26 protein-coding genes and 1 pseudogene are annotated in these 25749 nt (G+C 41.8%); 2 read left to right on the top strand and 25 right to left on the bottom strand.

Translation table 11 applies throughout. The annotated features are described in order from the left end of the window. Window positions 1–573 precede the first annotated feature (573 nt). The 12 genes from C1E99_RS08585 to rplK all read right to left on the bottom strand — a co-directional run bounded on the left by C1E99_RS08585 (window position 574) and on the right by rplK (window position 10389). Complete coding sequence (locus tag C1E99_RS08585; RefSeq protein WP_105207282.1) at window positions 574–789, bottom strand: YozE family protein; 216 nt, start codon at window positions 787–789, stop codon at window positions 574–576. Between the two features lie 5 nt (window positions 790–794). Continuing rightward, window positions 795–1253, bottom strand: a complete 459-nt coding sequence (locus tag C1E99_RS08580; RefSeq protein WP_105207281.1) for a DUF1801 domain-containing protein — start codon at window positions 1251–1253, stop codon at window positions 795–797. A 30-nt stretch (window positions 1254–1283) separates the two neighbouring features. Further along, window positions 1284–2630, bottom strand: coding sequence for a DUF1958 domain-containing protein (locus C1E99_RS08575; protein ID WP_416367542.1), 1347 nt, complete (start codon window positions 2628–2630; stop codon window positions 1284–1286). Between the two features lie 19 nt (window positions 2631–2649). Next, window positions 2650–3570 carry a 2-dehydropantoate 2-reductase gene (locus tag C1E99_RS08570; protein ID WP_105207280.1) on the bottom strand — a complete coding sequence of 307 codons (921 nt, stop codon included), beginning with the start codon at window positions 3568–3570 and terminating at the stop codon, window positions 2650–2652. A 3-nt stretch (window positions 3571–3573) separates the two neighbouring features. Beyond that, window positions 3574–4428, bottom strand: a complete 855-nt coding sequence (gene cvfB / locus C1E99_RS08565) for an RNA-binding virulence regulatory protein CvfB (RefSeq protein WP_105207279.1) — start codon at window positions 4426–4428, stop codon at window positions 3574–3576. 130 nt (window positions 4429–4558) lie between these two features. Further along, window positions 4559–5116: a ribosome recycling factor gene (frr, locus tag C1E99_RS08560; RefSeq protein WP_044690115.1), complete on the bottom strand. Its 558-nt coding sequence runs from the start codon at window positions 5114–5116 to the stop codon at window positions 4559–4561. A gap of 28 nt (window positions 5117–5144) precedes the next feature. Then, complete coding sequence (pyrH, locus tag C1E99_RS08555; RefSeq protein WP_105107814.1) at window positions 5145–5876, bottom strand: UMP kinase; 732 nt, start codon at window positions 5874–5876, stop codon at window positions 5145–5147. Window positions 5877–5990: 114 nt separating this feature from the next. After that, window positions 5991–7637: a putative polysaccharide biosynthesis protein gene (locus C1E99_RS08550; RefSeq protein WP_105207278.1), complete on the bottom strand. Its 1647-nt coding sequence runs from the start codon at window positions 7635–7637 to the stop codon at window positions 5991–5993. A 428-nt stretch (window positions 7638–8065) separates the two neighbouring features. Further along, complete coding sequence (gene yghU, locus C1E99_RS08540; RefSeq protein WP_105207277.1) at window positions 8066–8848, bottom strand: glutathione-dependent disulfide-bond oxidoreductase; 783 nt, start codon at window positions 8846–8848, stop codon at window positions 8066–8068. A gap of 3 nt (window positions 8849–8851) precedes the next feature. Further along, window positions 8852–9139, bottom strand: a complete 288-nt coding sequence (locus tag C1E99_RS08535; protein WP_105207276.1) for a hypothetical protein — start codon at window positions 9137–9139, stop codon at window positions 8852–8854. Between the two features lie 94 nt (window positions 9140–9233). Then, window positions 9234–9923 carry a 50S ribosomal protein L1 gene (rplA, locus tag C1E99_RS08530; protein ID WP_004194879.1) on the bottom strand — a complete coding sequence of 230 codons (690 nt, stop codon included), beginning with the start codon at window positions 9921–9923 and terminating at the stop codon, window positions 9234–9236. A 40-nt stretch (window positions 9924–9963) separates the two neighbouring features. Beyond that, window positions 9964–10389, bottom strand: coding sequence for a 50S ribosomal protein L11 (gene rplK / locus C1E99_RS08525; RefSeq protein ID WP_002935890.1), 426 nt, complete (start codon window positions 10387–10389; stop codon window positions 9964–9966). 154 nt (window positions 10390–10543) lie between these two features. Between rplK and C1E99_RS08520 the strand changes: the two genes are divergently transcribed. After that, window positions 10544–10912: a DUF3397 domain-containing protein gene (locus C1E99_RS08520; RefSeq protein WP_105107809.1), complete on the top strand. Its 369-nt coding sequence runs from the start codon at window positions 10544–10546 to the stop codon at window positions 10910–10912. 39 nt (window positions 10913–10951) lie between these two features. Here the strand turns inward: C1E99_RS08520 and C1E99_RS08515 are convergent, their stop codons facing one another. The 9 genes and pseudogenes from C1E99_RS08515 to C1E99_RS08475 form a co-directional block, all read right to left on the bottom strand. Continuing rightward, complete coding sequence (locus tag C1E99_RS08515; protein WP_105207275.1) at window positions 10952–11338, bottom strand: VOC family protein; 387 nt, start codon at window positions 11336–11338, stop codon at window positions 10952–10954. Then, window positions 11338–13683 (bottom strand): DNA translocase FtsK, encoded by a 2346-nt coding sequence (locus C1E99_RS08510; RefSeq protein ID WP_105207274.1) that lies wholly within the window; start codon window positions 13681–13683, stop codon window positions 11338–11340. Before C1E99_RS08510 ends, C1E99_RS08515 begins: the two co-directional genes overlap by 1 nt. Before the next feature lie 122 nt (window positions 13684–13805). Next, entirely contained in the window at window positions 13806–15158 is a 1353-nt protein-coding gene (locus C1E99_RS08505) for a glycoside hydrolase family 32 protein (RefSeq protein ID WP_105207273.1), read from the bottom strand. Window positions 15159–15175: 17 nt separating this feature from the next. Continuing rightward, complete coding sequence (locus tag C1E99_RS08500) at window positions 15176–16786, bottom strand: ABC transporter substrate-binding protein (protein WP_105207272.1); 1611 nt, start codon at window positions 16784–16786, stop codon at window positions 15176–15178. A 199-nt stretch (window positions 16787–16985) separates the two neighbouring features. Beyond that, a pseudogene (locus C1E99_RS08495) lies at window positions 16986–17872 on the bottom strand (carbohydrate ABC transporter permease). 9 nt (window positions 17873–17881) lie between these two features. Beyond that, on the bottom strand, window positions 17882–18802 hold the full coding sequence (locus C1E99_RS08490; RefSeq protein ID WP_105207271.1) for an ABC transporter permease: 921 nt from the start codon (window positions 18800–18802) through the stop codon (window positions 17882–17884). 161 nt (window positions 18803–18963) lie between these two features. Beyond that, window positions 18964–19953: a LacI family DNA-binding transcriptional regulator gene (locus tag C1E99_RS08485; protein WP_105207270.1), complete on the bottom strand. Its 990-nt coding sequence runs from the start codon at window positions 19951–19953 to the stop codon at window positions 18964–18966. Between the two features lie 156 nt (window positions 19954–20109). After that, the gene (locus tag C1E99_RS08480; protein ID WP_105207269.1) at window positions 20110–20655 is read right to left on the bottom strand and encodes a hypothetical protein; all 546 of its coding nucleotides are present in this window, start codon (window positions 20653–20655) and stop codon (window positions 20110–20112) included. Window positions 20656–20768: 113 nt separating this feature from the next. Then, window positions 20769–21110, bottom strand: a complete 342-nt coding sequence (locus tag C1E99_RS08475) for a DUF2500 domain-containing protein (RefSeq protein ID WP_105107099.1) — start codon at window positions 21108–21110, stop codon at window positions 20769–20771. Between the two features lie 144 nt (window positions 21111–21254). On the opposite strand from C1E99_RS08475, the gene C1E99_RS08470 reads away from it, so the two are divergent. Beyond that, window positions 21255–22061, top strand: coding sequence for a peptidylprolyl isomerase (locus tag C1E99_RS08470; RefSeq protein ID WP_105207268.1), 807 nt, complete (start codon window positions 21255–21257; stop codon window positions 22059–22061). Window positions 22062–22432: 371 nt separating this feature from the next. On the opposite strand, the gene C1E99_RS08465 is transcribed toward C1E99_RS08470, so the two are convergent. From C1E99_RS08465 to glmU, 4 genes are read right to left on the bottom strand one after another with little or no spacing between them, the layout of a single operon-like run. Continuing rightward, on the bottom strand, window positions 22433–23122 hold the full coding sequence (locus C1E99_RS08465; RefSeq protein WP_105107097.1) for a 5'-methylthioadenosine/adenosylhomocysteine nucleosidase: 690 nt from the start codon (window positions 23120–23122) through the stop codon (window positions 22433–22435). 8 nt (window positions 23123–23130) lie between these two features. Next, complete coding sequence (gene macP, locus C1E99_RS08460; protein WP_105107096.1) at window positions 23131–23451, bottom strand: cell wall synthase accessory phosphoprotein MacP; 321 nt, start codon at window positions 23449–23451, stop codon at window positions 23131–23133. A 10-nt stretch (window positions 23452–23461) separates the two neighbouring features. Next, window positions 23462–24007, bottom strand: a complete 546-nt coding sequence (locus C1E99_RS08455; protein WP_105207267.1) for an NUDIX hydrolase — start codon at window positions 24005–24007, stop codon at window positions 23462–23464. A gap of 8 nt (window positions 24008–24015) precedes the next feature. Continuing rightward, window positions 24016–25398, bottom strand: a complete 1383-nt coding sequence (gene glmU, locus C1E99_RS08450) for a bifunctional UDP-N-acetylglucosamine diphosphorylase/glucosamine-1-phosphate N-acetyltransferase GlmU (protein ID WP_105207266.1) — start codon at window positions 25396–25398, stop codon at window positions 24016–24018. Window positions 25399–25749 lie beyond the last annotated feature (351 nt).

The raw sequence follows: 25749 nt of genomic DNA, 5'->3' as shown, positions 1-25749 counted from the left end.
AAATAGGAAGGGAGGTCTGGTCTCCCGCTCTCAGGCTACTTTGATTTATATCTAGTCAGTCACTTGGACCAAGTATCTACATCAAAAGCGTACCTAACAGGAAAATAGTTTCCTGTGTACATATTATACCCCCCCGAAAAATACAAGGTTTCAGGCTTCTTTATCAACCATTGTTCGGAATAATACACATTTGAGAATAGACGCCAATCAAAAAAAGAGCCAGGCTGGACAGAAAGTCCAGCCTCGCTTCTCAGAGTTCGTGTCAACATCTCAGCGCAGTGGTTGATTGGCTTTAACAGTCCAGTGGACTGTTAAAGGTTGGAGATAAGATTTGCAAAGCAAATCTCAGCAATTCGTGTTTCACACTCCAAATCTGACCTTACGACTGTTGCGAACAGGAGTTCGCCTTATTTCCAACCTCAAACTGTCTCCCAGACAGTTTGAGCTATGCGGGGGTGGGAGTAAAATAGTCCAGTGGACTATTTTAGCCCGAACCTACTGTTTGGAAGTGAGGGGAACTCTTTTTTGACCAGTCGAGTTCTTTCCCACTCCCACTCTTTCTATAATCAATAATCAATGCGCCAAATACTCTTCCCAAATCGCATCAAAATCAGACATGGAAAAAGCAAAACTGGCCGATTCCTCCAAAAATCGACTGACTTCATCAAAATTATCTGACTGCTTGGGAAAATCAGACTCACCAAAGGCATAATCCGCCAAGATAGCAACAGGTTCATTACTTTTTGGATTACGTTGGGTCATTAACCAAGAATAAAAACTTCTTCTCACAGCTCCTACTTTCTAATATGATGTTCTTCATAAAGCTCAATGTAGCGCTCCATCGACATCCTTGTCACCAATTCACCAATCAATTCATATGGAATATTTTTAGGATTTTTCATACGGATACAGGACTTACCCATATCCAACTTGGTCGGAACTTGTTCTTGATAAGCCGCTACAAACCAGTCATGCAATTCCTTATCCATATAGATTCCCATATGATAGAGGGCAATATGGGCCTTTTGAGAAGCCAAGGCTAAAAATGGCAAGGGCTCCCCTGGCGTACAATGATAGCCATTTGGATAGGCTGTCAGGGGGACATAGTAATTTATCATGCCTCCCAATACACCTACCTCAAATCCATCAGGTAAATGCTCCAAAATAGCTCGGTGAAGGCGTTCAACCGCATCTTTTCTGTTATCTGGCAAGATAGAAAAGTAGGCTTCAATACTTTCTACATCATAAATCATACTTTCTCCTTAAAGATTACAAAATGAGATTCAATAACGATTCCTACGAGAACGCTCTTCCATTCTCATCTTAATATATCTACTACGTTTTCGCTCATTATGAACAATGAAAGTTAAGATAAGTACAATAAAAATTCCAATGAGGAGAAATGGCACAATTTTTGAAAAAATAGTGAATAAGTTACTTTGTTCAGAGTGATCAGAAACCGAAATAAAATCTAGAAATCCAGAAGTAGCCTTCTCAACAGACATCGTATTATTTATTGATGGGCTTACCTCTTCAAGTCCATTATCAATCGTAAGTAGGTTATTCACTACGGAAAACTTAGGCTCAGTCCCCATTGCGATTGTTCCGTAGAAATCATTCTTCAATTCAAAGACTTGACCATTGATATCATGTTTCCCAGCGGAAAGCAATTTTTTATATTCAAAATCCTGATACGATTTCTCAATCAGTGCATTTCCAAAAGGATGACGGTAGTATTCACCATTTTGATCTGACCAATCTCCAACCCCCATAATAACAGCAATATGTCGTTGTTCCCCTCGTTTGATAGTAGCAATATAATTAAAAGCACCACGAGGACTTGACCCAGTTTTTAGACCATCAACTCCATCAATACCATAATAAGCACCTGGCAATGAATAATTGTAGGTTTCAAAGGTTTCTTCATAGGGGGTCCCAGCTTTAACAGTAACAACTGGATCTTTTGTATGCTCTAAAATGCCAGGGTAATTCTTCAAAAAATGGTAGGTTAAAATAGCCAAATCACGTGCTGTTGTCTGGTTTGCACTATAAATATCATAGCGTAATGGATTATAATATCCCTCAAATGCTGAAGCGGCTGCTCCACTAGGATTAAACCAATATGTATTGGTCATCCCTAATTCCTGCGATTTTGCATTCATCCTATCAATAAAAGAATCCGGATCATAATTAGACAAATAATTTGCAAGCATGATTGTTGTAACATTGGAAGATGGAACTGCTGTCATTGTTATCAATTCGCGAACAGAATAATCAACACCAGCCACTATTTTATTGTTGGAAATAGCATAAATATCTGCAATTGCTTGATCAGTAGCAGTTGCTTGAATCAATGTATCTTCTGTCAATTCTCCGTTTGCTATCGCCTCATATACTAAATATAGGGTCATTAGCTTACTCATACTTGCAGGATCACGAATTTCGTCAATATTGTCCTGCCATAGAATATCACCGGTATTTCCATCAATTACTATGGTTGACTTGGGACGATTGATCTCACTGACTTCATAGCCTGCAGCACGAGTAATATCCATCAATTCATCTGCTCGCACTGGTACAACAATCATGGCTAGTAGAATCATTATCCCAAAAATAATACTCTTTTTCACCTTAATCTCCTAAATTATCCTATCTCAATCCAAGCATGGCTTCCTTGGCATGCACCATTTCCGTCATCATCTGGCAATAGGGTGTTGGGATGCCTGCACGCTTGCCCTTAAAAACAACAGCTCCATTCAAAAAATCAATCTCTGTCTTGCGACCATGTTGGACCAAATCCTGATGCATAGACGGATAGTGATTGGAAGCCTTTTTCGAGGTGTCCATGATGTATTTCCAAATCGCAGCCTCATCAATTCCCTCTGTCTCAGACTTGGCAACGGCGATAAATTCCTTGAAAATTCCCTCAACCAAATTCAAACCAGCCTCAGTCCCGAACAATTCACCAATGGTACAATTCAAAATAGTACAAGTCGGATTCATAGTCCCATTGACACAGGCTTTTTGCCAAATGGCATTGATAACATGATCATCGTAGGCCGCATTCAAACCAGCCTCATTAAGCATATCAATGATAGCAGCTACAGACTGACCATCACCGATCATATTCTGAACGGAGATTGAACCAGGTCCTTCCAGATGCACATGACCTGGCCCCTTTAGACCTGCCAACCAAATGGTCACCCCAACCATAATACTCTCATCGGGTACATAACGGCGCATGGTGGTCGCATGTCCCAGACCATTCAACAGACTGAGAACCTTGGTCTCTTGACCAATTATCCCCTTAATGTCCTGCAACATTTTTGGCAACTGATCCGCTTTAGTCAAGAGGATGATCAAGTCAGCCACTTGAGTTGCTTCGGTTGGCTTCATAATCGGTAAGTGGACCACATCATCAAAATCACCCGTCACCTTTAAGCCATTTTCACGAATGGCCTCAATATGAGCATCCCAATTATCCAGCAAAATCACTTCGTGCTTGGTTTTAGACAACTGGTAGCCAAACCGGCAGCCCATGGCACCACTTCCAGCAATATAGACCCTCATCAGCTAGATCAACTCCGTTCCAAATTCATCTTGCTTGACCTTACCAGCCTTCATCAAACCACCCAAGGCTTTTTTGAATTGTCCCTTGGAAATACCAAAGGTGGTCTTGATGTCTTCCGGAGCAGACTTGTCGTTCAAGGTCATAAAGCCTCCATTGCTTTCCAGATAAGTCAGAATCATCTGGGCATCATTTTCCAACATCTCAAATGAACGTGGTTTTAAAGACAAATTCAAGGTCCGATCGACAGCTCGATAGCCAATCACACGCGCCTCCAATACCTGCCCCAAACGCGGCTCAGTAAAGCGTTCGCTCGGATGAATAAACCCAAGCATATTATTGTCTGGCAGGTAAACAAAAGTCCCATTCATTTTCAAACGATAGACAATCGCTCGTAAGTTTTGGTTCTGCATATTGTCATAGGCAGGTCCAGCCATTTTCTGAAAATCTTCCTGAAAGGCTGGCAGAGCCCAAATACGGTCTTTCTTATCCACATCCAATTTGACATAGAGCTGGTCGCCTTTTTTAGGCCAGAGTTCCTTGATTTCAGGTAGAATGTCTAAGGAAACCACTACCTGCTTATCAGGCAAACCTGTATCTACAAAGACACCCAAGTCCTTGCGCACCTCTGTAACAGTTCCCCAACCAAAGCTGGTCCGAGTTGCCTCAACTTCCTTGGTCGTCAAGCGGAGTTTTTGTTTCATATCTGAGTAGGCAAAGCCCTTTACAGACTGCCCCAGTTTAAACTCTCCCTCATCTTTTGAAAGAGCAAAGGTCTGTCCCTCTTTTTGAACAAAGTAAAACTGAGCATTTTCATCGGTCACAAGACCAACCATATAGTGTGCTAATAAATCATTCATGATTTTTCTTCTTTCTGACTAAAAGAGGGGAGTCTTGTCTAACTCCCCTCCATTAGATTTCTTATTTGATTCACCATCTCAGTTAGACAGGTAGATAGTGAATTGCCTTGAATCCTGTAAAATCGAGCGATTAGACTTCCAACAATTCTTTTTCTTTGTCGGCAGTCATCTTATCGATTGTCTTAATGGCATCATCTGTCACTTTTTGAATATCTTTTTCAAGCGTCTTCAAATCATCTTCAGTGATTTCCTTAGCTTTTTCAGCTTTTTTCGCTTCATCCATGGCATCACGACGGATATTACGGATAGCAACCTTAGAGTTTTCACCCACTTTTTTCACATCTTTTGCCAAGTTCTTACGTGTTTCCTCTGTCAATGCTGGAATCACCAAGCGAATAACCGTACCGTCAGACTGAGGGGTCAAACCAAGGTCAGACGCATTCAAGGCACGCTCAATATCTTTCAAGATTGACTTATCAAACGGTGTGATCAAGAGAACACGAGCCTCTGGAACTGTAATACCAGCCAACTGGTTCAAGGGAGTTGGCGCACCGTAGTATTCTACTGAAATACGATCCAACAAGCTAGCGTTGGCACGACCAGCACGAATGTGGCTGAACTCACGAGCCAAACTCTGATGAGATTGGTTCATACGCTCTTGGGCTTTAGCAATAATTTCTTTAGACATAAGACTTCCTTCTTTAATTTTTTATGTTTTATTTTTCTTCAGTAGAGTTAGAAACCGTTGTACCGATTTGTTCACCAAAGACAACACGCTTGATATTTCCAGGCTCGTTCATATTGAAGACTACCAAGTCAATATCGTTGTCCATTGAAAGCGTAGATGCTGTTGCATCCATGATTTTCAAACCACGGCTGATGACTTCGCGGTGGGTCAATTCATTGAATTTAACCGCATTGGCATCTTTCTTCGGATCAGCATTGTAGACGCCATCCACACCATTTTTAGCCATCAAAATCGCATCTGCTTCAATTTCTGCCGCACGAAGGGCTGCTGTTGTATCTGTTGAGAAGTATGGTGAACCAATACCAGCACCAAAGATGACAATGCGACCTTTTTCAAGGTGACGAAGGGCACGACCACGGATATAAGGTTCTGCAACAGATTGCATGGCAATAGCTGTTTGAACACGTGTATCCACACCCAGTTGTTTAAGGGAATCAGCCATTACAAGAGCGTTCATCACCGTACCAAGCATACCAGTATAGTCTGCCTGAACACGATCCATTCCAGCTTCAGCAGCTGGCTCACCACGCCATAGGTTTCCTCCGCCGATAACAAGCGCAATTTGAACACCAGATTCTGCTACTTCTTGAATTTCCATAGCCATTTCTTGAACTGTCTGGATATCAATACCCACACCACGCTCACCCGCCAAGGCTTCACCAGATAGTTTGATTAGAATACGTTCGTATTTAGGTTTCATCGTCTCTCTCCTCTATTTCATCCCTACTATTTTATCATAAATTCAGATTTTTTTATAGAAAAATCTCCAAGAAAAAAGGAATTTCAATCACTTGAATTTCCTTTGAATTTCCTGTTACTCAATCATCAATTTAAGTCTTTTTCGCAGCTTCTGTGCTCGACTTCCAATCAATCGATCTATTTGTCGTGTTATCAAGGTTAAAAATACGAAAATGACAATTCCTAAACCACCTGAAATCAACAAATGAATAAAACTCGATACATAACCAGTAACAGGTATGAATAGATTTAAGATTAGCTCACTAAGTAAAACAACTATTCCCATAATGACTGAAATCCAGCTAATGGTAACGATGTCTTTAATAACTACTTTTTTATCTATATCTAACACATAATCAACTCTTCTATAAAAAAGATAAATCATTGTCCCCAATCCAATGATAGTGGAAATAAACGTTCCATATACTTTAAACATATAAATCATTGGTATTTGCAAAATTATTTTAATGAGCATACCAACAATAAAATAATAAATACCACGTCTATTCTCAAAAATAGATTGGAGGACAACGCTAACAACTGAATAAAGTCCCAGAGGTAAAATTAAAAATAAGTTCCAAATAAACAAAGTAATGGCTATATTTTCAGATGCTCCATAAAAAACAGAATACAGTGGTCGAGCCAATAGTACTGTCCCCACTATAGCCGGGATCATAAAAATAAATAGTATTTGAAGATTGTCAGCAACTAATTTGGAGGCTGATTTTAGATCTCTTTGAACAAATTTTTCTGTAATCAGAGGAATTGCTACACTCGCTAAACTTTGTGAAATTCCAATTATCAACATTGTAATCTTATTCGGATTAGCTGCCATGTAAGAATATAACTCTAACAATTCAGAGTTACTATGGTTAGTAATTTTTTCCATTACTTTAATAAAAGTAACTTGATCAATAAACTGAAGCAATTGAATCGTTAAGCCTAAAATAATAATTGGAATAGCATCTTTTATCGTTTCCATTATCAATTGACTTGTATTGATGGATATTTTATGTTTCCGAGCATGAATTAACTTGACCAAAAATCCTTGTTTCCAAAGCGCCCAAACTAAAACTGCAACACTAGCAATCATACCAATAAAAGCTGCAAATGTAGATTGAACTACTGCATCTAGATAATTGCCACTTCCCAAGTTCATGATGATGTATGTTGAAGCAAGAATCCATATTACACGAACCAATTGCTCAGCAAGTTGACTAATTGCATAAGGCTTCATATCGTGATGACCTTGAAAAAATCCTCGCAAGATACTCATGGCAGGAAAGATAAACAATGGAGGGACAAGACTATACATAACTGGTATTAGTTTTTCCTTTGATCCAGAAGCCTCTGCCAACCACGGTGCACTAAAATACATAATTCCTGCAAAAACAGCTCCAAATACCAACATGAGCTTAAAGAATTCTCTCACTATGTAGAGCGAAACATCTTCTTTACCCAATACATTGTATTTTGCAACTTGTTTAGCAATGGCAACTGGCAATCCAGCTGTAGAAATTAAGAGAAAATTAGCGTAAATCTGATACCCCATACTAAACAAAGCATTGGCTTCTGCTCGATGTTCTCCTAACCAGATATACCAGGGGATAATATAGGCAACCCCTAATAAGCGGCTTAAAAAATTTCCGGCTGTTAGCCAAGCCATTCCCCGAACCATTGTTTCCTGTTCACGGGTTTGACCTGTATTTATACTCTCTGACATGACCTAACTTCTTTCTTTTTGATTAACTCTTTTATTATAAACTTTTATGATGCCATTGTAAAATTACAGCCAATTAAAAGAGGCTGGCAGAAAGTCCAGCCTCGCTTCTCAGATTTCGTGTCAACATCTCAGCGCAGTGGTTGATTGGCTTTAACAGTCCAGTGGACTGTTAAAGGTTGGAGATAAGATTTGCAAAGCAAATCTCAGCAATTCGTGTTTTGCACTCCAAATCTAGCCTAACGACTGTTGTGAACAGTGTTCGCCTTATTTCCAACCTCCAACAGTCACTACTCTGACTGTTGGAGCTGTGCGGGGGTGGGAGTGAAACAGTCTGGGGATAGACTGTTTCAGGTCAACAACTTGAAACGAAAATTTGTTGACGAACTCTTTTGACCTAGTCGAGTTCTTTCCCACTCCCCAAAATACAATTAGATTGTATGGTATTCAACACCAAGTCCCTTCTGTACTGCTGGACGCTGAGCTATTCTTTCAACCCATGCTTTTAGAGATTGATAGGAATCTACATCCAGAAACTCTGCTGAACCTGGATATAGTTCTCCTTGCACCAATCGTCCATACCAAGACCAGATAGCAATATCTGCAATCGAATAGTCATTTCCTGCAATGTATTCTCGCGTCGCCAATAGTTGGTCCAAGAGATCTAGCTGACGTTTGGTCTCCATGGCATAGCGGTTGATTGGATACTCTTGAGCTGTTGGAGCGTAATGGAAGAAATGTCCAAAGCCACCACCGACAAAGGGAGCGGCGCCAGTTTGCCAAAAGAGCCAGTTTAGAACTTCGGTTCGTTCAGCCCAAGCTTTCGGCATCAATGCATCAAATTTTTCTGCTAAATATAGGAGAATATTTGCAGATTCAAAGACACGAACGGGCTCTTTTTCAGAATAATCTACAAGAGCAGGAATCTTAGAGTTTGGATTGATGCTTACAAAATCAGAACCAAATTGGTCACCCTGGCCGATATTAATGAGAAAAAGATCGTAATCTGCATCTGAAATACCAATTTCTCTTAGTTCTTCCAGCATGATAGCCACCTTAATGCCATTTGGAGTGCCCAGAGAATAGACTTGGAAGGGCTTGTCTCCTTTTGGTAAAGCTTGCTCAAAACGGCTGCCTGCTGTTGGACGGTTGCCTGCTCGATTGTCATTTTCGTCTTCCCACTTCCAAACGAGTGGTTTCGTGTATTCTGTCATTTTTTATTCTACCTTTCCTGGGATAAAACTTGCCATTCGATAATGTTTTTGAAGTTGTTGAATGTAAAGAGAAAGCTGAACCAACTCTTTTGGTGCATGGCAGGTCAAGGCTGTCAGCTCTGCATTGACATAGCGTCCCAATCGTTCAGCAAGTAAGTAGAGATTATCAGCTTGATCAAGCTCTTTAGCTGTTTCAAAAACCTTATCACGCAAAACGGATGTGATCACATCTTCTGGTAGCTGATAAACTGCCGAAAGATGACTATAAAATTCTTCACAGGTCGCCTTCATAGTTGCCTCCTCAATCACTTTTTACATATATTATAAAGTCGAATTGATTGAATGTCAACTAAAAAAGATTGCCCTAAGACAATCTTTCTATTGATTAAAGTGAGTTAGGATCAACTTTGATACCAACACCTTGTGTTGTAGTGATAGATACTGAAGTCATGTAAGTACCTTTAGCTGTAGCTGGTTTAGCTTTAGCCATTACATCGTGGAAAGCTTTGAAGTTTTCAACGAGTTTGTCAGCGTCAAATGATACTTTACCGATAAGCGCTTGTACGATACCTGCTTTGTCAGCACGGTAAGTGATTTTACCACCTTTAGACTCTTCAACTGCTTTAGCAACATCCATAGTTACTGTACCAGTTTTAGGGTTTGGCATCAAGTTACGTGGACCAAGTACACGACCAAGACGTCCAACAACAGCCATCATATCTGGAGTTGCGATAACAACGTCGAAGTCCAACCAACCACCGTTGATTTTTGCAACGAGGTCGTCTTCACCAACAAAGTCTGCACCAGCAGCTTTTGCTTCTTCTGCTTTAGCACCACGTGCGAAAACAAGAACGCGTGAAGTTTTACCAGTACCGTTTGGCAATACCATTGCACCACGGATTTGTTGATCAGCTTTACGTACGTCGATGTTCAAGTTGTAAGCAACTTCAACTGACGCATCAAATTTAGCGAAGTTAGTTTCTTTTGCAAGAGCAACAGCTTCTTCTACGCTGTACAATTTTGTGCTGTCGATTTTTTCAAGAGCAGCACGCAAGTTTTTGCTTTTTTTAGCCATTTTATATGTCTCCTTGTAATCAGATAATCTTGGGTGCTACTTAGTCAGTAACAGTGAATCCCATAGAACGAGCAGTACCTTCGATCATACGCATTGCAGCTTCAAGAGATGCAGCGTTCAAGTCAGGCATTTTAGTTTCAGCAATTTCTTGTACTTGTGCACGAGTAACTGTTGCAACTTTAGTTTTGTTTGGTGTACCTGAACCTTTTTCAACACCTGCAGCTTTTTTCAAAAGAACAGCAGCTGGTGGTGTTTTAGTGATGAAAGTGAATGATTTATCTTCATACACAGAGATAACGACAGGGATGATCATGCCAGCTTGGTCAGCTGTACGAGCGTTAAACTCTTTTGTGAATCCCATGATGTTGATACCTGCTTGACCAAGTGCTGGTCCGACTGGTGGAGCTGGAGTAGCTTTACCTGCAGGAATTTGAAGTTTTACGAGTTTTTCGACTTTTTTAGCCATGATATAAAATCCTCCTATTGTGGTTTTGGCGGTAATTAAAGATTTTTACCTCCCACAAATATGTGTTTTACACATACCTTTTCATTATACACGATTTTTAAAGAAATGCAAGCTTTATGTTTACTTTTTCAAGCTTTTTTTATAGAATGAAGGTATGTTTGAATCAATACTGTTTTTAAAAATCGCAGCCGTTCTTTTTGTCTTTCTTACACTGGCTATTTCAATTATTGTGGTCAAGGTTTTCAAGTTGCATAGATATGGGAGAAATTTTGCTGATATCGCCTTCCCACTCTATGCTTTGGAGTTTTATCTAATTTCAGATAGGATGTATTACAACAGTTTGTTACCTCACCTCATCCTTGCACTTTCTCTCCTATCCATCGGTCTCTGTATATTTTTATTACTGAGAAAAAGGAGTTTTTCATATAAACGATTTTTCAAAATCTTTTGGCGTTCTGGCTTTTTACTCACATTTTTCATGTACTTAGCTTTGGTAATCGCCCTCTTAACTCTCAAATCATAAAATAAGCCCCAAGTAGATTGAGACTACTCGGGGCTTATTTTATTCATGAATTTCAAGTGGGAGGCCATCTGGATCAAAGAAGAAGGCCATCTTCTTCCCATCAAAATCGTCTGTACGGAGGGCTTCATGGCGAATGCCCAATCTGTCAAACTCTTCTAAGCAAGCCTCCACATCTGCAACCTGAAAGGCGAGATGACGTAGACCTGTATGTTCAGGATGAGGCATGGCTGGGCGAAGTGGCGCATCTGGTTTGATGAAAATTTCCAAAACTATATTTCCCTTTCTGACATTGAAGAGAATGTCATTTTTTTCTGGTCGGATATGTTCATCTAACTGCTCAAAGCCCAATTTATCGACATAAAATTCTCTTGTTTGTTCATAATCACTGCCGATGATGGCAATATGATGGACTGCTTCAAATTTCATTACTGTGTTTCCAATACCTTTCTAGGTTTTGTTCCCTCTGCAGGACCAATCACTCCTGCGGCTTCCAACTCTTCCATCAATCTAGTTGCTCGGTTAAAGCCGACAGACAAGCGACGTTGGATCATAGAGGCACTAGCTTTCTGTGTTTCCACTACCAAAGCACGCGCTTCATTGAAGAGTGGATCCCCACCCTCATCACCAAAAGCAGATTCTCCGTCACCGTCTGCAACTTCTCCAGGGTCGAAGGTTTCATCATAATCAGCTTCAGCTTGTTCCTTGACAAAGTTGACAATTCGCTCAACGTCGTCATCTGAAATAAAGGAACCTTGTAATCGAACAGGTGCTGACTCCCCAATTGGATGGAAGAGCATATCTCCACGACCTAACAATTTCTCCGCACCATTTTCTCCCAGAATAGTCCGTGAATCGGTGCCAGAAGCGACCGCAAAGGCAACTCGAGATGGCACATTGGCCTTTATAAGACCAGAGATAACATCTACCGACGGACGCTGGGTGGCCAGAATCATGTGAATACCTGCTGCACGCGCCTTTTGCCCCAAACGAATAATGGCATCTTCCACTTCTTTGCTGGCCACCATCATCAGGTCTGCCAACTCATCGACAATAACGACAATGAGGGGAAGTGGAATTTGTTTTTCTTCTGAACGACTGTTAAACTCTTCTACCTTGGCATTGTAGCCTTCCAAATTGCGCACACCGATATGACTAAAGAGCTCGTAGCGTTTTTCCATTTCATCCACGACTTTTTGCAGGGCACGCGCCGCCTTGCGTGGATTGGTCACTACTGGAATAAGTAAATGGGGAATATCGTTATAGACGGACAATTCAACCATTTTAGGATCAATCATCATGAATTTGACTTGGTCTGGTCCTGCCTTCATCAAAATAGAAGAGATAATACCATTAACTGCAACGGATTTCCCTGAACCAGTTGAACCAGCAACCAAGAGATGGGGCATTTTGGTCAAATCAAAAGAACGGACTGTGCCATTGACTGCCTTACCAAGTGGAATTTCTAAGAGCTTGCTAGCATCTGTCTTGGATTGTTCCCAAAGTTCGCGGAAAGGAACCATGGCCACTTCTGAGTTTGGCACTTCGATACCAACCAAAGATTTACCAGGAATCGGTGCCTCAATCCGGACATCCTTAGCAGCCAGTGCCAAAGCCAAATCATCTGCCAGATTAGAAATCCGATTGACTCGCACACCGACAGCCGGTTTTAATTCATAACGGGTTACGGATGGACCGATCTCCGCACGCTCAACCACAACCTTTATACCAAAGCTCGCAAAAGTATCTTCTAATACCTTGATATTTTGACGAACAATCTTTTTCTCATTTCCTTGTCCTTTTGATTTGACCGGCGCAAAGAGGTCAATGGACGGTAGTTTGTAAACCAAATTCTTCTTGGGTTTGAAATCAATCTGAATATCTTGACCATCATCTTCAGCAACAGACTGGCTCTGAGGGAAAATTTCTTCCTCATCCTCCACCAGCATAACCGGAAATTCATCTTCTACCTGCTGGTCATAGCCAGAGATAATAGGAACTTGGAAAGTTTGTTCTTCCAGGATTTCACCAGTTTCCAAGTCAATCCGTCTATCATCTAACTCAATGGTTTGAGTGTTTTCCGTTTCCTCTAGTTGAAGTCGTTCTTCCTCAAGGCGAGCCAATTCTAGCTGACGTTTTTCTTCTCGTTCAGCCCGCTTGACCTCACGAAGCTCTGCCCGTTTTGCCTGTCCCTCAGCCAACTTATCCTTAGCTATAGCCAAGCCATCCGCCACATCATATACAGACCATGGACCTAACTTAAAAATCCCAAAGGCCAAGACCAAGAAACCAATGAAGAAGGCACCGGCATTGGCAAAGAGGACGGACACCGGCCAATAAAAGACACTACCCAGCAATCCTCCACCTACAAATTTGGTCACCTGAAACTTTGATAAATCGCTCAAGATAAGTTTGAAGGTCTGGTTGAATAAGTCACTTCCTTTATAACCTAAATCCAAATATGCCTGAAATTCGATCAGAAGGCCGATAAGAAGAAAACAAAACCCCGATATGGTCCCCTTGCGGCTTCGAATCCGAGTCGGTGCAAAGAGGAAGATAAACGCACCTACCAAGACTAGATAGGTGACACTACCGAACATCAAACGTAGTAAATTGTAGCTTGCTACCCCAAACGCTCCCAACCGAATAGCAGCAAAGAGGACAAAAAGTATACCAGCCACTCGTATTGTGACATTTTTCACCTTATCTTGCTGGGCCTGTTCTGCCTTGGTCGGCCTGCGGGTCGCCTTTCCTTTTTTACTTGTTTTTGCCATAAAATCCTCAACTTTCTCAATCTCTTTATTTTATCATAATTGAGAATATTTTTCATATCAGAAAAAGCCCTGCGTTCACAGGACTTCTCTTGGAGTGAGAGAATAATTTAGGGGGGACAATGTTATTTAATTGCTCGCTCGCTTTCTACATAGAAGGTTGAAGTCAAGCTTTCTTGACCGTCGTTAACAAGGATTTCCACACAGTTGGTGTCAACCAAGACCAGCAGGTCTGTCGCTTGGACAGTAACTGCTCGGCGAACCGTTGGCCACTCTTCTTCACCGGCTTGCTGGATTTTAAGGTGACTACGGTCAATATAGACTTCTTGACTTTCCTTATCGTAACCAAATTGCAGGTAATCTTGGTCAGTTCCAAGTTTTAGTTCCAAACTATCTTCCAGTTTAAGAGAGAGCTTGCTTGGACCTTGGATGCTTTGTCCAATTTCAATATCCTTGAAGGCTTCCAAGACACTTGTTGGCAGAACTTGGTGCAATCCGTTTTCAGTCTTCTTGAGAATGCGTGGAAGGGTCATCTGACCGTACCACTTATGGCCAAGGTCATTGGTCACCAATTTGCGTCCCCAAGTATGCATCCAGGCTACCATGACACGTTCGCCTTCTGGACCTTCTGTAGTCTGAGCTGCGTAGAAGTCATGTCCGTGGTCGATTTCCTTGAAGGAATCTGCCACAAAGACTTTCTTATCCCAGTCCACATGACCAGTCACAAAGATATTGGAGTTGATATTGATAAAGTCATTCCCGTCTTTTTGGTAACGCATTGGAGAGATAATCAGGTACTCTTGACCGTCCACTTCAAAGTAGTCAGGACATTCCCAGACAAAACCTTGGTTGGCCTCACCTTTCAAGAAGATAGACTCAAATTTCCATTCTGTCAGGTTGGGAGAGCTGAGTAAGACAATACAGCCGACATTGTCCTTGTGCTTGGTTGCGACAACAGAGTAGTAGTGACCATCTTTCTCAAAAATCTTCGGATCGCGGAAGTCATTGGCGATGACTTCTTCTGGCAGTCCATCTGCTGTTGCGACTGGATTCTGCTCGATTTTTTCAAAGTGAATACCGTCAGTCGAGAAAGCCATGTTCTGAACTTGGCTAACTGTCCCGTCTTCATTGACGATGTGACCTGTGTACATGAGCCAGAGGACATCATCTTTGACAATGGCAGAGCCCGAGAAACAGCCGTCTTTATCGTAAGCTTTATCAGGAGCTAGGGCAACTGGAAGCTGTTCCCAATTGACCAAGTCCTTACTTTTTGCGTGGCCCCAGTGCATCGGTCCCCAAACACTTTCGTAAGGGTTGAATTGATAGAACAAATGGTATTCTCCACGGAAGTAGATAAATCCATTGGGGTCATTGATCCAGCCTGTTTCTGGTGTCAGATGGGCTTGCGGTTTGAAAACCGGATTGACCGTTCCTTTTTCTGTCTGAATAAATTGATTGGCTTTTTCAACTGTTTTCACAGGCAGCCTCCTTTTGATTATTGATTTTCTTTGTATTGATCGTAGTATTTTTGCTTGATAGCTAACCAGTCAGAAAGGCCATAGCTTTCCAACTCTTTCAAGTAGCTATCCCACTCTTCTTCGATACCACCGTTCACAATCCATTCTGCACGTTTACGGTAGATGAAATCATTCATATCTGCTTCAACTTGGGCAATCTTGTCCAAATCTTCTTGTTCCATGAAGACACGAGGGTAGATGTCATCGTTGGTCACATAGTCAAGATAGGTCGCATGCATCAAATCCAAACGCCATTTAGCGTCATCTGGCATGGTTGTCACAGTTCCGTAGTATTCATCAAGAATAGCCAACGGTCCACCAACTTCTGTCTTCTGACGAAGTTCACCCGGTGCGGTACCATCCAATGGTAGGTGTTTCAAACTATTGGTTGCTGTGTCGAGTTCAAAAATATTTTGTTGGGTTTCATCACCATAGGTACCCCAGTTGTTTTGAACAGACTGGATTGGTTTATATTGGGCATCAATCCATTTAGCAGTCAATTCCAAGTTTTTGTTAGCAGATGTGATGACCATGCGGTCACGTTGGAAGCCCATACCGTTGGTACGTGTGATGTGCTTGGTGCCATCTGGTCCTGCTAATACTGGCAAGATGTCATAGGTCTCATTCATACCAGTGATGTTGGCCTTGTCCCATGTGAAGTACACACCATAGAGGTTTTCACTTCCTTTTGCCAAGTAGGTATTCCAGTCTTGCTCAAAGGCTTCTGGGTCAATAAGACCTTTTTCTTGAAGGGTACGCATGAACTCAACACCTTCTTTGTAGTCTTCATTGTCCGCTGTAAAGTCAACGGTACCGTCATTGTTTACGACGATATGGTCATCGTTATCACCGACACCAAAGGCACCAAAGAGAATCTTGAAGTCTTCGCCGCCGTTACCGTTGACAAAGGACATTGGGATTTCATCCGCCTTGCCGTTGCCGTTAGGGTCCTTGGTCTTGAAGGCTTCAAGGACCTTAATCAAGTCATCTGTTGTTTTTGGCATGTCAAGACCGAGTTTGTTCAACCATTCTTTGTTGATCCAAGCAATATCGTTAACAGTGTGGATAGATTCCTTACCTTCACCCAACTCTTCAATCCATGGGAATGAGTAGATATGACCGTCTGGTGCTGTGATCATAGAGCGGTATTCTGGATTTTCGTCCAAAATTTTCTTGAGGTTTGGCATATGCTTATCAATCAAGTCTTCAACTGGTACGATAACACCTTGTTTAGCCCAGTTCATCAATTCCACATCTGAAGCCCCGTCATTATGGATGGCATCTGGCAAATCACCTGAAGCAATGTCCAAGTTCCGCTTTTCACCAAAGTCAGACTGGTAGTTGGTCCATTCAATATGAACGCCAGTTTCTTCCTCTAAACGTTGGAAAATCAACTTGTCATTTGGATCAGCTGGAGCTAGGGGGGAGCTAGCTGTCATAAACTTAAGCGTAACTGATTTTTCAAGCGGGAATTGAACATCTTTCAATTCATAATCAGGGCTTGATGCAGTATTTTTTGAGCCACAAGCAGCCAACAAAACGGTACTTGCTAGAAGCGTAACAACTGTTTTTCCAAATTTGTGTTTCATCAGAAACAACCTCCTATATTTGTAAATTGATTTTTTAGAATATCTTTCAGCTTCCTTTTATTACTAGCTCTAAAGGTTTTGTGAACCTTTAGAGGTGGGGAATAGAGGGAACTAAGTTCCTATCAAAAAGCTGAAGGCTGTACTGAAGTACGGCAAAGTGAGTTAACGACGTAAGAAAAGAGAAAATGAAAGATATTTATTAACCTTTTAATGAACCAGCCATAATACCCTTGTCAAAGTATTTCTGGAAGAATGGATACATGACAATGAGTGGCAAGCTAGAGATGACAATGGTCGCATACTTAATCATTTCTGCGATGCGTTTCATTTCATTCATGGCAGCCTGGGCACCAATCATGTCCTTAGCAGGCTCGCTTTGAATGAGGATTTTACGAAGTACTAGTTGGAGTGGCTCTAAGTCTGGATCCTTGATGTAAATCATGGCATCAAAGTAAGAATTCCATTGACCGACAAAGGCATATAGGAAAAGTACAAACATGATTGGCTTAGCTAGTGGAATCATGATTTTCCAGAAAATCTGAAATTCATTGGCACCATCCATTACGGCTGCTTCTACCAACTCATCTGGCAAGCCTTGGAAATAGGTCCGTGCCAAGATGATATTCCAAACATTGACTGCACCAGGAATAATAATGGCCCAGACAGTGTTCAACATTCCCAAATCTTTGACCAAGAGATAGGTCGGAACAAGTCCACCACCGAAGAACATGGTGAAAACCAGAAAGGCGTTAATCCATTTTTTTCCGACTAAATCTTTTTTCGAGAGTGGGTAGGCAGTCATGACTGAGATCGCCACGGTCACGAAGGCAAAAGAGAAGGAATAAAAGAGGGAGTTGAAAATCCGCGTAGGATAGACTTGTCTGAAAATACCCGTTGGTAACCTTCTACTGTCCAGTCCTTTGGATCAAAGCTAATTCCCTTGCTGACCAAGGCCTGCGGATCCATGAAGGATGCGATTAGGATATAGACCATAGGCACAACTGTTATGAGAACAAGAAATGCCAGCAAGATTTTATTGACAATCAGCATTCGCTTGTCAAATTTTGTGTACATTTGTGTATTCATACGAACCTCCTATAAGCCTTGTCCGTCGTTAATGCGTTGGACAATCTTATTGACTGCAATCAGCAGGATAATATTGATAAAGGCATTGAACAAACCAACCGCTGTTGAGTAAGAGTAGTCCCCTGACACCAAACCGATTTTATAGACATAGGTTGAGATGATTTCAGAACTGGTGAGGTTGAGGGAAGTCTGCATCAGAAAGGCTTTTTCGTAACCAACGTTCATGATGCCCCCAGCTGCCAGGATAAACTGAATGACCATAACTGGTTTTAGTGCTGGTAAGTCAATATGCCAGATACGTTGGAAGATATTGGCACCATCCAGTTTCGCTGCTTCAATCAAGGCCGGATCGACATTGACCAAGGTAGCCGTGTAAAGTGTTGATGCCCAGCCCATTCCCTGCCAAATACCACTGAGGATGTAGAGTGGTCTAAAGAAGTCAGGATCTGTCAAGAAGTTTGCTTCAATACCAAACATTCCTAGGATGGAATTGACCGGTCCTCCAACTGAGAAGAAGAGGAAAATCATACCGACGATAACCACGACTGAGATAAAGTTTGGAGCGTAGAGTACCAACTGAATCCGCTTCTTAGCCTTATCGCTCAATAGTTGATTGAGCATGATGGCTAAAATTATCGGAGGAAGAAATCCTAGTAGCAGGCCGTAGACACTCAATTTCAAGGTATTGGCAAGCAAATTACCAAAGTTTGGAGATGAGAGAAACTTGGTAAATTCTGAAAATCCAATCCACTCACTTCCTAGTACACCTTTTAAAGGGTTGTAGTCTTTGAAGGCAATCAGCACCCCGTACATGGGAATGTAACGGAAGATGAAGGTCAGGGCCAAACCTGGCAACAACATCAACAATAAAAGTTTTTGTTGCTTGATTCTATCGAATAGACTAGCTTGTTGCAGTTTTGATGTTTTCATAAGAACTCTTTTTTGAAACGTTTCAAATTTATTGATTTTAGAAAGAGGAAAGATTCCTCTATTTATTTTTTGAAACGTTTCATTTTTCTTGTAAAAATAAAACCAACTGTTTATTGATGATTTTATTTTATCATTGTAACCGCTTTCTGTCAACTGCTTTTTTAAAAATTTTTTGTAGTTTTTCCGTCCACATAAGAAATTGGTAACGTTACTTGGAGAGGACGCTCCCTTTTCTCGATGACATCGACTAGACAGGCAACTGCTTCTTGGGCCATAGCCTCCAATGGCTGACGAATGGTGGAAAGTTCTAGAGAGCGTTCACTTGCTAACTGAATACCGTCATAGCCGATTAACTGCACGTCTTCTGGAACCCGTCGTCCCAATTTTTCCAATATTGCTATGGTCTCCAAGGCTACAAGGTCATTGATGGTGAAAATAGCATCAATTTTGGGGTGGGAGGTCAAAAATTTCTCGACTGCCCCAACAAAATCATCATAGGGTTCTTCCAAGTCCAAAACATGACAAGGAAAACCTGCCTCTAAAATCCGCTTTTCAAAATACAATCTACGCTTCTTGGTTTCATTGATTGTTTTATTGTGCCCACCGATAAAGGCAAAATGACGACCACCTTTTGCAATCAAGGTGTCCGCTGCCAGTTCCGCACCAGCTTGGTTGTCAGAACTGACACAGGCAATGGCCTTGTTTTCATAGGTGCGGTCGATACTGACAAAGGGAATATTTGATGATAGATAGTCATCAATAGGACTATAGGTGATGGCGATAATGCCGTCCACCTTATTTTGTTGCAGCATAGTCAGATAATCCAGTTCCCTTTTTGGACCAGAAATATTGCAAAGGAGCAACTTGTAATTTTTCTTACTCAGTTCCACTTCGACATGATAGGCAAATTCTCCAAAAAAGGGATGCCAAACTGTCGGAATAATCAAGGCAATGGTTTCTGTCTTGTTCTTTTTCATGCCACGGGCGTAAACATCTGGAATGTAATTCAATTCCTTAATGGCTGTATTGACTTTTTCAAGAGTAGCTTCCTTAACGCCTGGCTCATTGTTGATAACTCTTGAAACAGTCCCAACGCTTACACCAGCAACCCGCGCTACATCTTTCATGGTGATTGATTTTTGCTCTTCCATGGTTTACCCCTTTCTTTTGAAACGTTTCAATAGTTGATACTAGGATATCATTGATAGCGTTTTCTGTCAAGGAAAATTGATTTGTTAGCAAATTAAAACACCCAAAAAGCTAGAATGATTCCAACTTTTGGGTGCCGTTCAAAAATCTTTTCTATTTTATTTGTACATCTTCTTCATTGGGTGTTTTGCAAGCACTTCTGGGTGATTATCAAGTGCAGCTCTGCCTTTTTCCGTCAGGGCATAACCGCGGACAGCAAAGTAGGGAGCTAGTTTTTCTTCTGTCAAGTGGTCCTTGAGGGCAGTGTCGAGGTCGGCCGCCTTCATCTTGGAAAGACCGGTCACGCCTTCTGCCTTGAGGATATTCTTCTTGGCAGTGGAGGTGATGTGGTCCAACGAATCAAATGCTGACTCTAAATAAACATAGCCATCTGCCAACAACTTTTCCATGTGGGCAGGTCCGTTGATGCCGTAAATATACTCAAAATACTTGGAATAGGGTGTCGTGGTCTCAAAGGTGCCAAAGTTAATCCGCCAAAGGAGGATAATATCTCCTGGTAACAAGCCTTCTTCCAGACGAATCATATTGCGTTTTGGAACAGGCTTTGCCTCCAAAAGCCAGGCTGCCAAGTCACGTTCAGGGGAAATATAGGGCTTGGCCTCATGGTCTTTGTACATTTCTTCAATACGTTTTTCAATAGACATTTTTCAAACTTCTCCTATATAGCTCAGCCTGACGGGTTCAACTGTTCATCTACTACGGCTGGCAAACTCCTGCTATTATACACCATTTTGTTCATTTCTAACAGAAAAGAACGCTATCCCCTGTCAAAAGCTAGGAAGCGGGTCCCCTGAAAATGCAGGCTGCCCACATCTCCCTCTGCCAAAAGGGCATACTGGTCTGGTCGTACACGAAATTCTTGCCGTTTGCCTGCCCACTCAAATGTTACATAATAATTTGTCCGTGCCATTTCATTCCCAAAAACATGGGTCCGTTTGGTAACCAACTTGGCTCTGCATGTCTCTTTTGGAGATTGGTTATTACGAAACCATTCAGTCATATTTTTGACAATCTGAAAACAAACCGTTCCTAGTATAAGTGTCGCTATTGCATAGAAAAATAGCATAAACAAGCCTGAGCTATGAACCAAACCTTGCATTTTAGGCTCCTCCTTTTTTAATAATAGTATATCAAATTTTGCACAAAAATCCATAGAAATCTAGTCTTTCAGTAGAAAATTGAAAATTCTACTGAATCATGGTAAAATGAGCATAATTTTTACGTTCCCTAGAAAGGATTTTTCATGAAAAAACGACTTTTTCTTGCCTTGGCTTCCACAATCTTATTAACAGCCTGTGCGAGCAACTCCACTACAAGTACTAGCAGCTCAAGTTCTTCCAGTTCTAGTTCAACCTTGGCAACCACCACAGACACGACTGCTTCCAGCCAGTATGCCAAGGATTTGGCCTATGCCATTAATAATCCAAACGCTAGCTTTCCACAGTTATCTAGCGACATTACTGAAAATGAGGCTGCTGTAAAAATTAAGACAACCGAAGGCGACATTACCATCAAGCTCTTCCCTGAGCAAGCACCATTAACTGTGGAAAACTTCTTGACTCATGCCAAAGAAGGCTATTATAATGGAACTATTTTCCACAGGGTTATTAAGGATTTCATGATCCAAGGAGGAGATCCTCTTGGAAACGGTACAGGGGGCGAATCCATCTGGGCTGGCAAGGGAACCACTATCGACGCTGGCTATGGTTTTAAGGATGAAATCTCTGCCTTCCTCTACAATATCCGTGGTTCATTGTCCATGGCCAATGCTGGCGCTGGAACCAATGGTAGTCAGTTCTTTATTAACCAAAATACCACCGATATGTCCAGCCAACTATCGACCTCAAGTTATCCAGGAAAAATTATTGAAGCCTATAAAAACGGAGGGAATCCAAATCTAGATGGCAAACATACCGTCTTTGGTCAAGTCATCGAGGGAATGGATATTGTAGATAAAATTGCCTCTGTCGAGACAGACAGCAGTGACAAACCTAAAACAGATGTAAAAATCGAATCGATTGAAATTGTTAAAGATTACACTTTTGAGTAACTATCGTCCTTTCGTTGATATTTATTATAGTCTTTTAGTTTACTTTTAGTACTCGCTTCAAAGGTTTGGGGAACCTTTGAAGACTGGAGATAGTGCGAACCAAGTTCGCCTCAAAAGAGCCGCAGGCAGAACTCAATGCTTTCTTGTTTCTAGGGGACCAGCTGATGTACTTCGCTTTTTTGTTTTCAGGCTCAGGTACGAATAGTCCACCGGACTATTCGTATCCCCCAGACTGTTTCAATCAGGCAAGTTGAGTTCAAACAATCCTGTGGAGTGTTTGAAGTTGGAAATAAGGAAACGGAGTTTCCTCATTAGTCGACGTAATAAAAGATAAACTAAATGACAACAAAACCCAGCCACACGGCTGGGTTTTAAGCTTGTTCTAAAAATGCAATCAAAGTTTGGGCAGAACGCTCTCCTGCTTGGATGATAAATTCATCAAAGGTGATGTTGGCATCTCCTTGAGCTGTGTCACTCATAGCACGGATGACCAAGAAAGGTTTGCCTGTATTGACTGCTGCTTGGGCGATGGCTGCTCCTTCCATCTCCACGGCAAGGACTTCTGGAAAATGTTGTTTAATCTTTGCAATCTTGTCTTGACCTGCGATAAAACTGTCACCAGTCACAATCAGTCCCTGATGGCTGGTCATTTCCTGCTCTGCCAAAACGCTTGTCAACTTTTCTAAAAGGGCTTGGTCTGCTGGATAGTACAATTCCTGCCCTGCCATTTGCCCATAGGCGTAGCCAAAAGCCGTCACATCGACATCGTGGTAGGCCAAGTGAGTGGCTACAACTACGTCACCGATGGCGATTCCATCCGCCACTGCTCCTGCTGAACCAGTATTGACAATAGCATCCACTGCAAAGTGGTCTGCCAGGATGGCCACAGACATGGCTGACATGACCTTGCCAATGCCTGACTGGACTAGAACCACTTCGTGCTGACCAATTTGGCCCTGATAGTAGGTCCGTCCCAGGACATTACTCTCTACCTTGTCTTGGAGCTGTTCCACCAAAATCTTTAGCTCTTGAGGCATGGCAGCAATAATTCCAAACTTCATCTTTTCTCCTAAATAAATAATACTGCAATAATAAAGATAATCAATAGTACGATGACCCAGAAGAGAATTTTATTGACCTTGCCGCGAAATTCCTCACGTTTGATGGATTCGATTCTACGGCTTTTGACATGACTAGGTTTAACAGGAATACGAATGGTTTGACCTTCTTCGTAGCCTTCAAATTCTTCATCTAAAATGGGTTCAAAAATCTTTTCATCCATAGACACTTCCTGGTTTGGCCGATAGTGACCAAACTGATTTGAGGTGTCTGCTTCTTGCATCTTTTTTACTCTCTCTAAAATATCATCCGATAACAAGGGCTTGCCCATTGCTCGTTTCCTACTTTCTCATGAGTTGTAAATATTGGACAGCCATGATGGTCTTGGCATCACAAATATCTCCACTTGCGATAAGCTCCAAGGCTTCTTCCAAGGTCACCTGGCTGAGTTCAATGACCTCGTCCTCATCCATGGGACGGGGATTTTCAACTTTTACCATGTTATCCGCTAAGTAAAGGCGGATACGTTCATTGCAAAAGCCAATAGCGGAATAAAAGTCTGCCAACAAGGTCAATTTGTCACTGGTATAGCCCGTTTCTTCTTCCAATTCACGCAAGGCTGCATCTTCAAGTGTATCCTCTTCTCCCAACTCCAATTTGCCTGCTGGGATTTCGTAAATGGCACGTTCAATGGCCTTGCGGTATTGTTTGACCAGAATCATCTTACCTTCTGGCGTGACTGCTAAGACACAGACCGCTCCCTTGTGAAAAATCAGTTCGCGTTTTCCAGTGTTGCCATCTGGTAGTAGGACATCATCAACGACAACATCAAAGATATGTCCCTTGAAAATCTCTTTGCGCTCAATGGTTTTTTCTTCAAAATTCATGGTATCACCTATTTTTGACTTGGGTGGAAGGGGAAACGGGTCGCATAGCCCTCTTTGTTTTCCTGACGACCACGACCAATCCCGATAGCATCTTTTGGAATGTCTTTGGTAATAGCAGAGCCCGCAGCAAGCAAGGCATTGTCACCGATGGTTACTGGTGCAATGATGGTTGAGTTGGAACCGATAAAGGCGTTGTCGCCGATGGTCGTCTTGAATTTGTTCTTACCATCGTAGTTGACAGTAATGGTTCCTGCACCAACATTGACATTGCTGCCGATAGTTGCGTTACCCAAATAGGTCAAGTGACCTGACTTGGTTCCCTCACCCAGTGTTGAAGCCTTGACTTCCACAAAGTTTCCAACGTGAACATCTTTTTTCAGAAGGCTATCTGGACGGATATGAGCATAAGGGCCTACTGTCACACCCTCTTCGATAACCGATTCTTCAATATCTGAGTTACTAATGACTACATCTGCAGCGATTTTAGAATCACGTACACGGGTGCCATTTGTCAAGACAGTTCGCTCACCGATCACTGTCTGACCTTTCAAGACAACGTTGGCTTCAATGACTGCTTCAGCTCCAATTTCCACATCGATGTCAATATAAGTCGCTTCTGGATTAACAAAAGTCACTCCGTTAATCATGTGTTTCTCATTGATTCGCTTACGCATAACGGCTTCTGCAGTCGCAAGAGCTACACGGTCGTTAACACCTAGGCTTTCATCAAAGTCTTTGAGGACATAGGCTCCAACCTTCTCACCTGCCTGACGGAAAATAGAAATAACATCTGTCAGATAGTATTCACCTTGGGCATTGTCCGTGTTGATGTCCTTAAGGGCTTCAAACAGACGCTTGTTGTCAAAGAGATAAGTTCCTGTGTTGATTTCCTTGACCTGTTTTTCGAAATCGTTGGCATCTTTTTGCTCCACAATTTTCAAGACTTCGCCGTCAGCGTTGCGGATAATCCGACCGTAGCCGAAGGGATTATCAGCCTGAGCTGTCAAAATTGTCGCAACGTTTTTATGGCTGATATGGAAATTGATCAAGTTTTTCAAACTCTCGCCTGTAATCAGCGGAGTGTCACCTGCAATGACCAGGGTATGCCCCTCTAGACCAGCCAAAGCTGGCTCAGCCATCATAACGGCATGTCCTGTCCCCAACTGTTCTGACTGGAGGGCAAATTCTGACTGATCTTCTAAAACAGTCTGCACCAATTCAGCCTTGTGACCGACAATGGTTACAGTCTTAGCGGGTTCCATGGCATCCACCGCACGCTTCACATGCTCCAACATGGTAATTCCTGCCACTTTATGTAGGACCTTTGGCAAATCAGACTTCATGCGAGTACCCTTACCCGCCGCTAGAATAATTGCATAGTTATTGCTCATAAGTATCTCTCTTTTCAATAGTATAACCCTATTATAGCAAATTTTACTTTTTTTGGAAAATGGCAGAGCTCCAACTGTCTGGGAGACAGTTGGAGGTTGGAAATGAAGTGAACCCATTCGTAACATTAAGGATTGAGGAAAATTTGGAAGTTGGAAATTGCTCGAACATAATTCGCTTCAGTCGTAACAGACTATTTAGATATAAAAAAGGAGCCTGAGCTCCTTACAGACTGAAGACAAAGTCCTTAGAATTGATTTTCTAAGGGCTTTTCTTCGTATTTAGGAGTATAATATAAGAAAAAGGACTTATGAGGTTCTCCTATGCTACACAAAGAAAAACCTGACTATAAC

Origin of the sequence: Streptococcus suis (genome assembly GCF_002964045.1) — a bacterium.
GTDB classification, from domain to species: domain Bacteria; phylum Bacillota; class Bacilli; order Lactobacillales; family Streptococcaceae; genus Streptococcus; species Streptococcus suis_U.
This window is presented reverse-complemented; position numbering and strand designations above follow the sequence as displayed.

What these genes read in the sequence shown, in the direction of transcription:
- C1E99_RS08580 (WP_105207281.1), bottom strand. Translation starts at nt 1,253, where the DNA reads ATGATTTATGATGTAGAAAGTATTGAAGCCTACTTTTCTATCTTGCCA.
- C1E99_RS08570 (WP_105207280.1), bottom strand. Translation starts at nt 3,570, where the DNA reads ATGAGGGTCTATATTGCTGGAAGTGGTGCCATGGGCTGCCGGTTTGGC.
- cvfB (WP_105207279.1), bottom strand. Translation starts at nt 4,428, where the DNA reads ATGAATGATTTATTAGCACACTATATGGTTGGTCTTGTGACCGATGAA.
- frr (WP_044690115.1), bottom strand. Translation starts at nt 5,116, where the DNA reads ATGTCTAAAGAAATTATTGCTAAAGCCCAAGAGCGTATGAACCAATCT.
- pyrH (WP_105107814.1), bottom strand. Translation starts at nt 5,876, where the DNA reads ATGAAACCTAAATACGAACGTATTCTAATCAAACTATCTGGTGAAGCC.
- C1E99_RS08550 (WP_105207278.1), bottom strand. Translation starts at nt 7,637, where the DNA reads ATGTCAGAGAGTATAAATACAGGTCAAACCCGTGAACAGGAAACAATG.
- yghU (WP_105207277.1), bottom strand. Translation starts at nt 8,848, where the DNA reads ATGACAGAATACACGAAACCACTCGTTTGGAAGTGGGAAGACGAAAAT.
- C1E99_RS08535 (WP_105207276.1), bottom strand. Translation starts at nt 9,139, where the DNA reads ATGAAGGCGACCTGTGAAGAATTTTATAGTCATCTTTCGGCAGTTTAT.
- rplA (WP_004194879.1), bottom strand. Translation starts at nt 9,923, where the DNA reads ATGGCTAAAAAAAGCAAAAACTTGCGTGCTGCTCTTGAAAAAATCGAC.
- rplK (WP_002935890.1), bottom strand. Translation starts at nt 10,389, where the DNA reads ATGGCTAAAAAAGTCGAAAAACTCGTAAAACTTCAAATTCCTGCAGGT.
- C1E99_RS08520 (WP_105107809.1), top strand. Translation starts at nt 10,544, where the DNA reads ATGTTTGAATCAATACTGTTTTTAAAAATCGCAGCCGTTCTTTTTGTC.
- C1E99_RS08515 (WP_105207275.1), bottom strand. Translation starts at nt 11,338, where the DNA reads ATGAAATTTGAAGCAGTCCATCATATTGCCATCATCGGCAGTGATTAT.
- C1E99_RS08510 (WP_105207274.1), bottom strand. Translation starts at nt 13,683, where the DNA reads ATGGCAAAAACAAGTAAAAAAGGAAAGGCGACCCGCAGGCCGACCAAG.
- C1E99_RS08500 (WP_105207272.1), bottom strand. Translation starts at nt 16,786, where the DNA reads ATGAAACACAAATTTGGAAAAACAGTTGTTACGCTTCTAGCAAGTACC.
- C1E99_RS08490 (WP_105207271.1), bottom strand. Translation starts at nt 18,802, where the DNA reads ATGAAAACATCAAAACTGCAACAAGCTAGTCTATTCGATAGAATCAAG.
- C1E99_RS08485 (WP_105207270.1), bottom strand. Translation starts at nt 19,953, where the DNA reads ATGGAAGAGCAAAAATCAATCACCATGAAAGATGTAGCGCGGGTTGCT.
- C1E99_RS08480 (WP_105207269.1), bottom strand. Translation starts at nt 20,655, where the DNA reads ATGTCTATTGAAAAACGTATTGAAGAAATGTACAAAGACCATGAGGCC.
- C1E99_RS08475 (WP_105107099.1), bottom strand. Translation starts at nt 21,110, where the DNA reads ATGCAAGGTTTGGTTCATAGCTCAGGCTTGTTTATGCTATTTTTCTAT.
- C1E99_RS08470 (WP_105207268.1), top strand. Translation starts at nt 21,255, where the DNA reads ATGAAAAAACGACTTTTTCTTGCCTTGGCTTCCACAATCTTATTAACA.
- C1E99_RS08465 (WP_105107097.1), bottom strand. Translation starts at nt 23,122, where the DNA reads ATGAAGTTTGGAATTATTGCTGCCATGCCTCAAGAGCTAAAGATTTTG.
- macP (WP_105107096.1), bottom strand. Translation starts at nt 23,451, where the DNA reads ATGGGCAAGCCCTTGTTATCGGATGATATTTTAGAGAGAGTAAAAAAG.
- C1E99_RS08455 (WP_105207267.1), bottom strand. Translation starts at nt 24,007, where the DNA reads ATGAATTTTGAAGAAAAAACCATTGAGCGCAAAGAGATTTTCAAGGGA.
- glmU (WP_105207266.1), bottom strand. Translation starts at nt 25,398, where the DNA reads ATGAGCAATAACTATGCAATTATTCTAGCGGCGGGTAAGGGTACTCGC.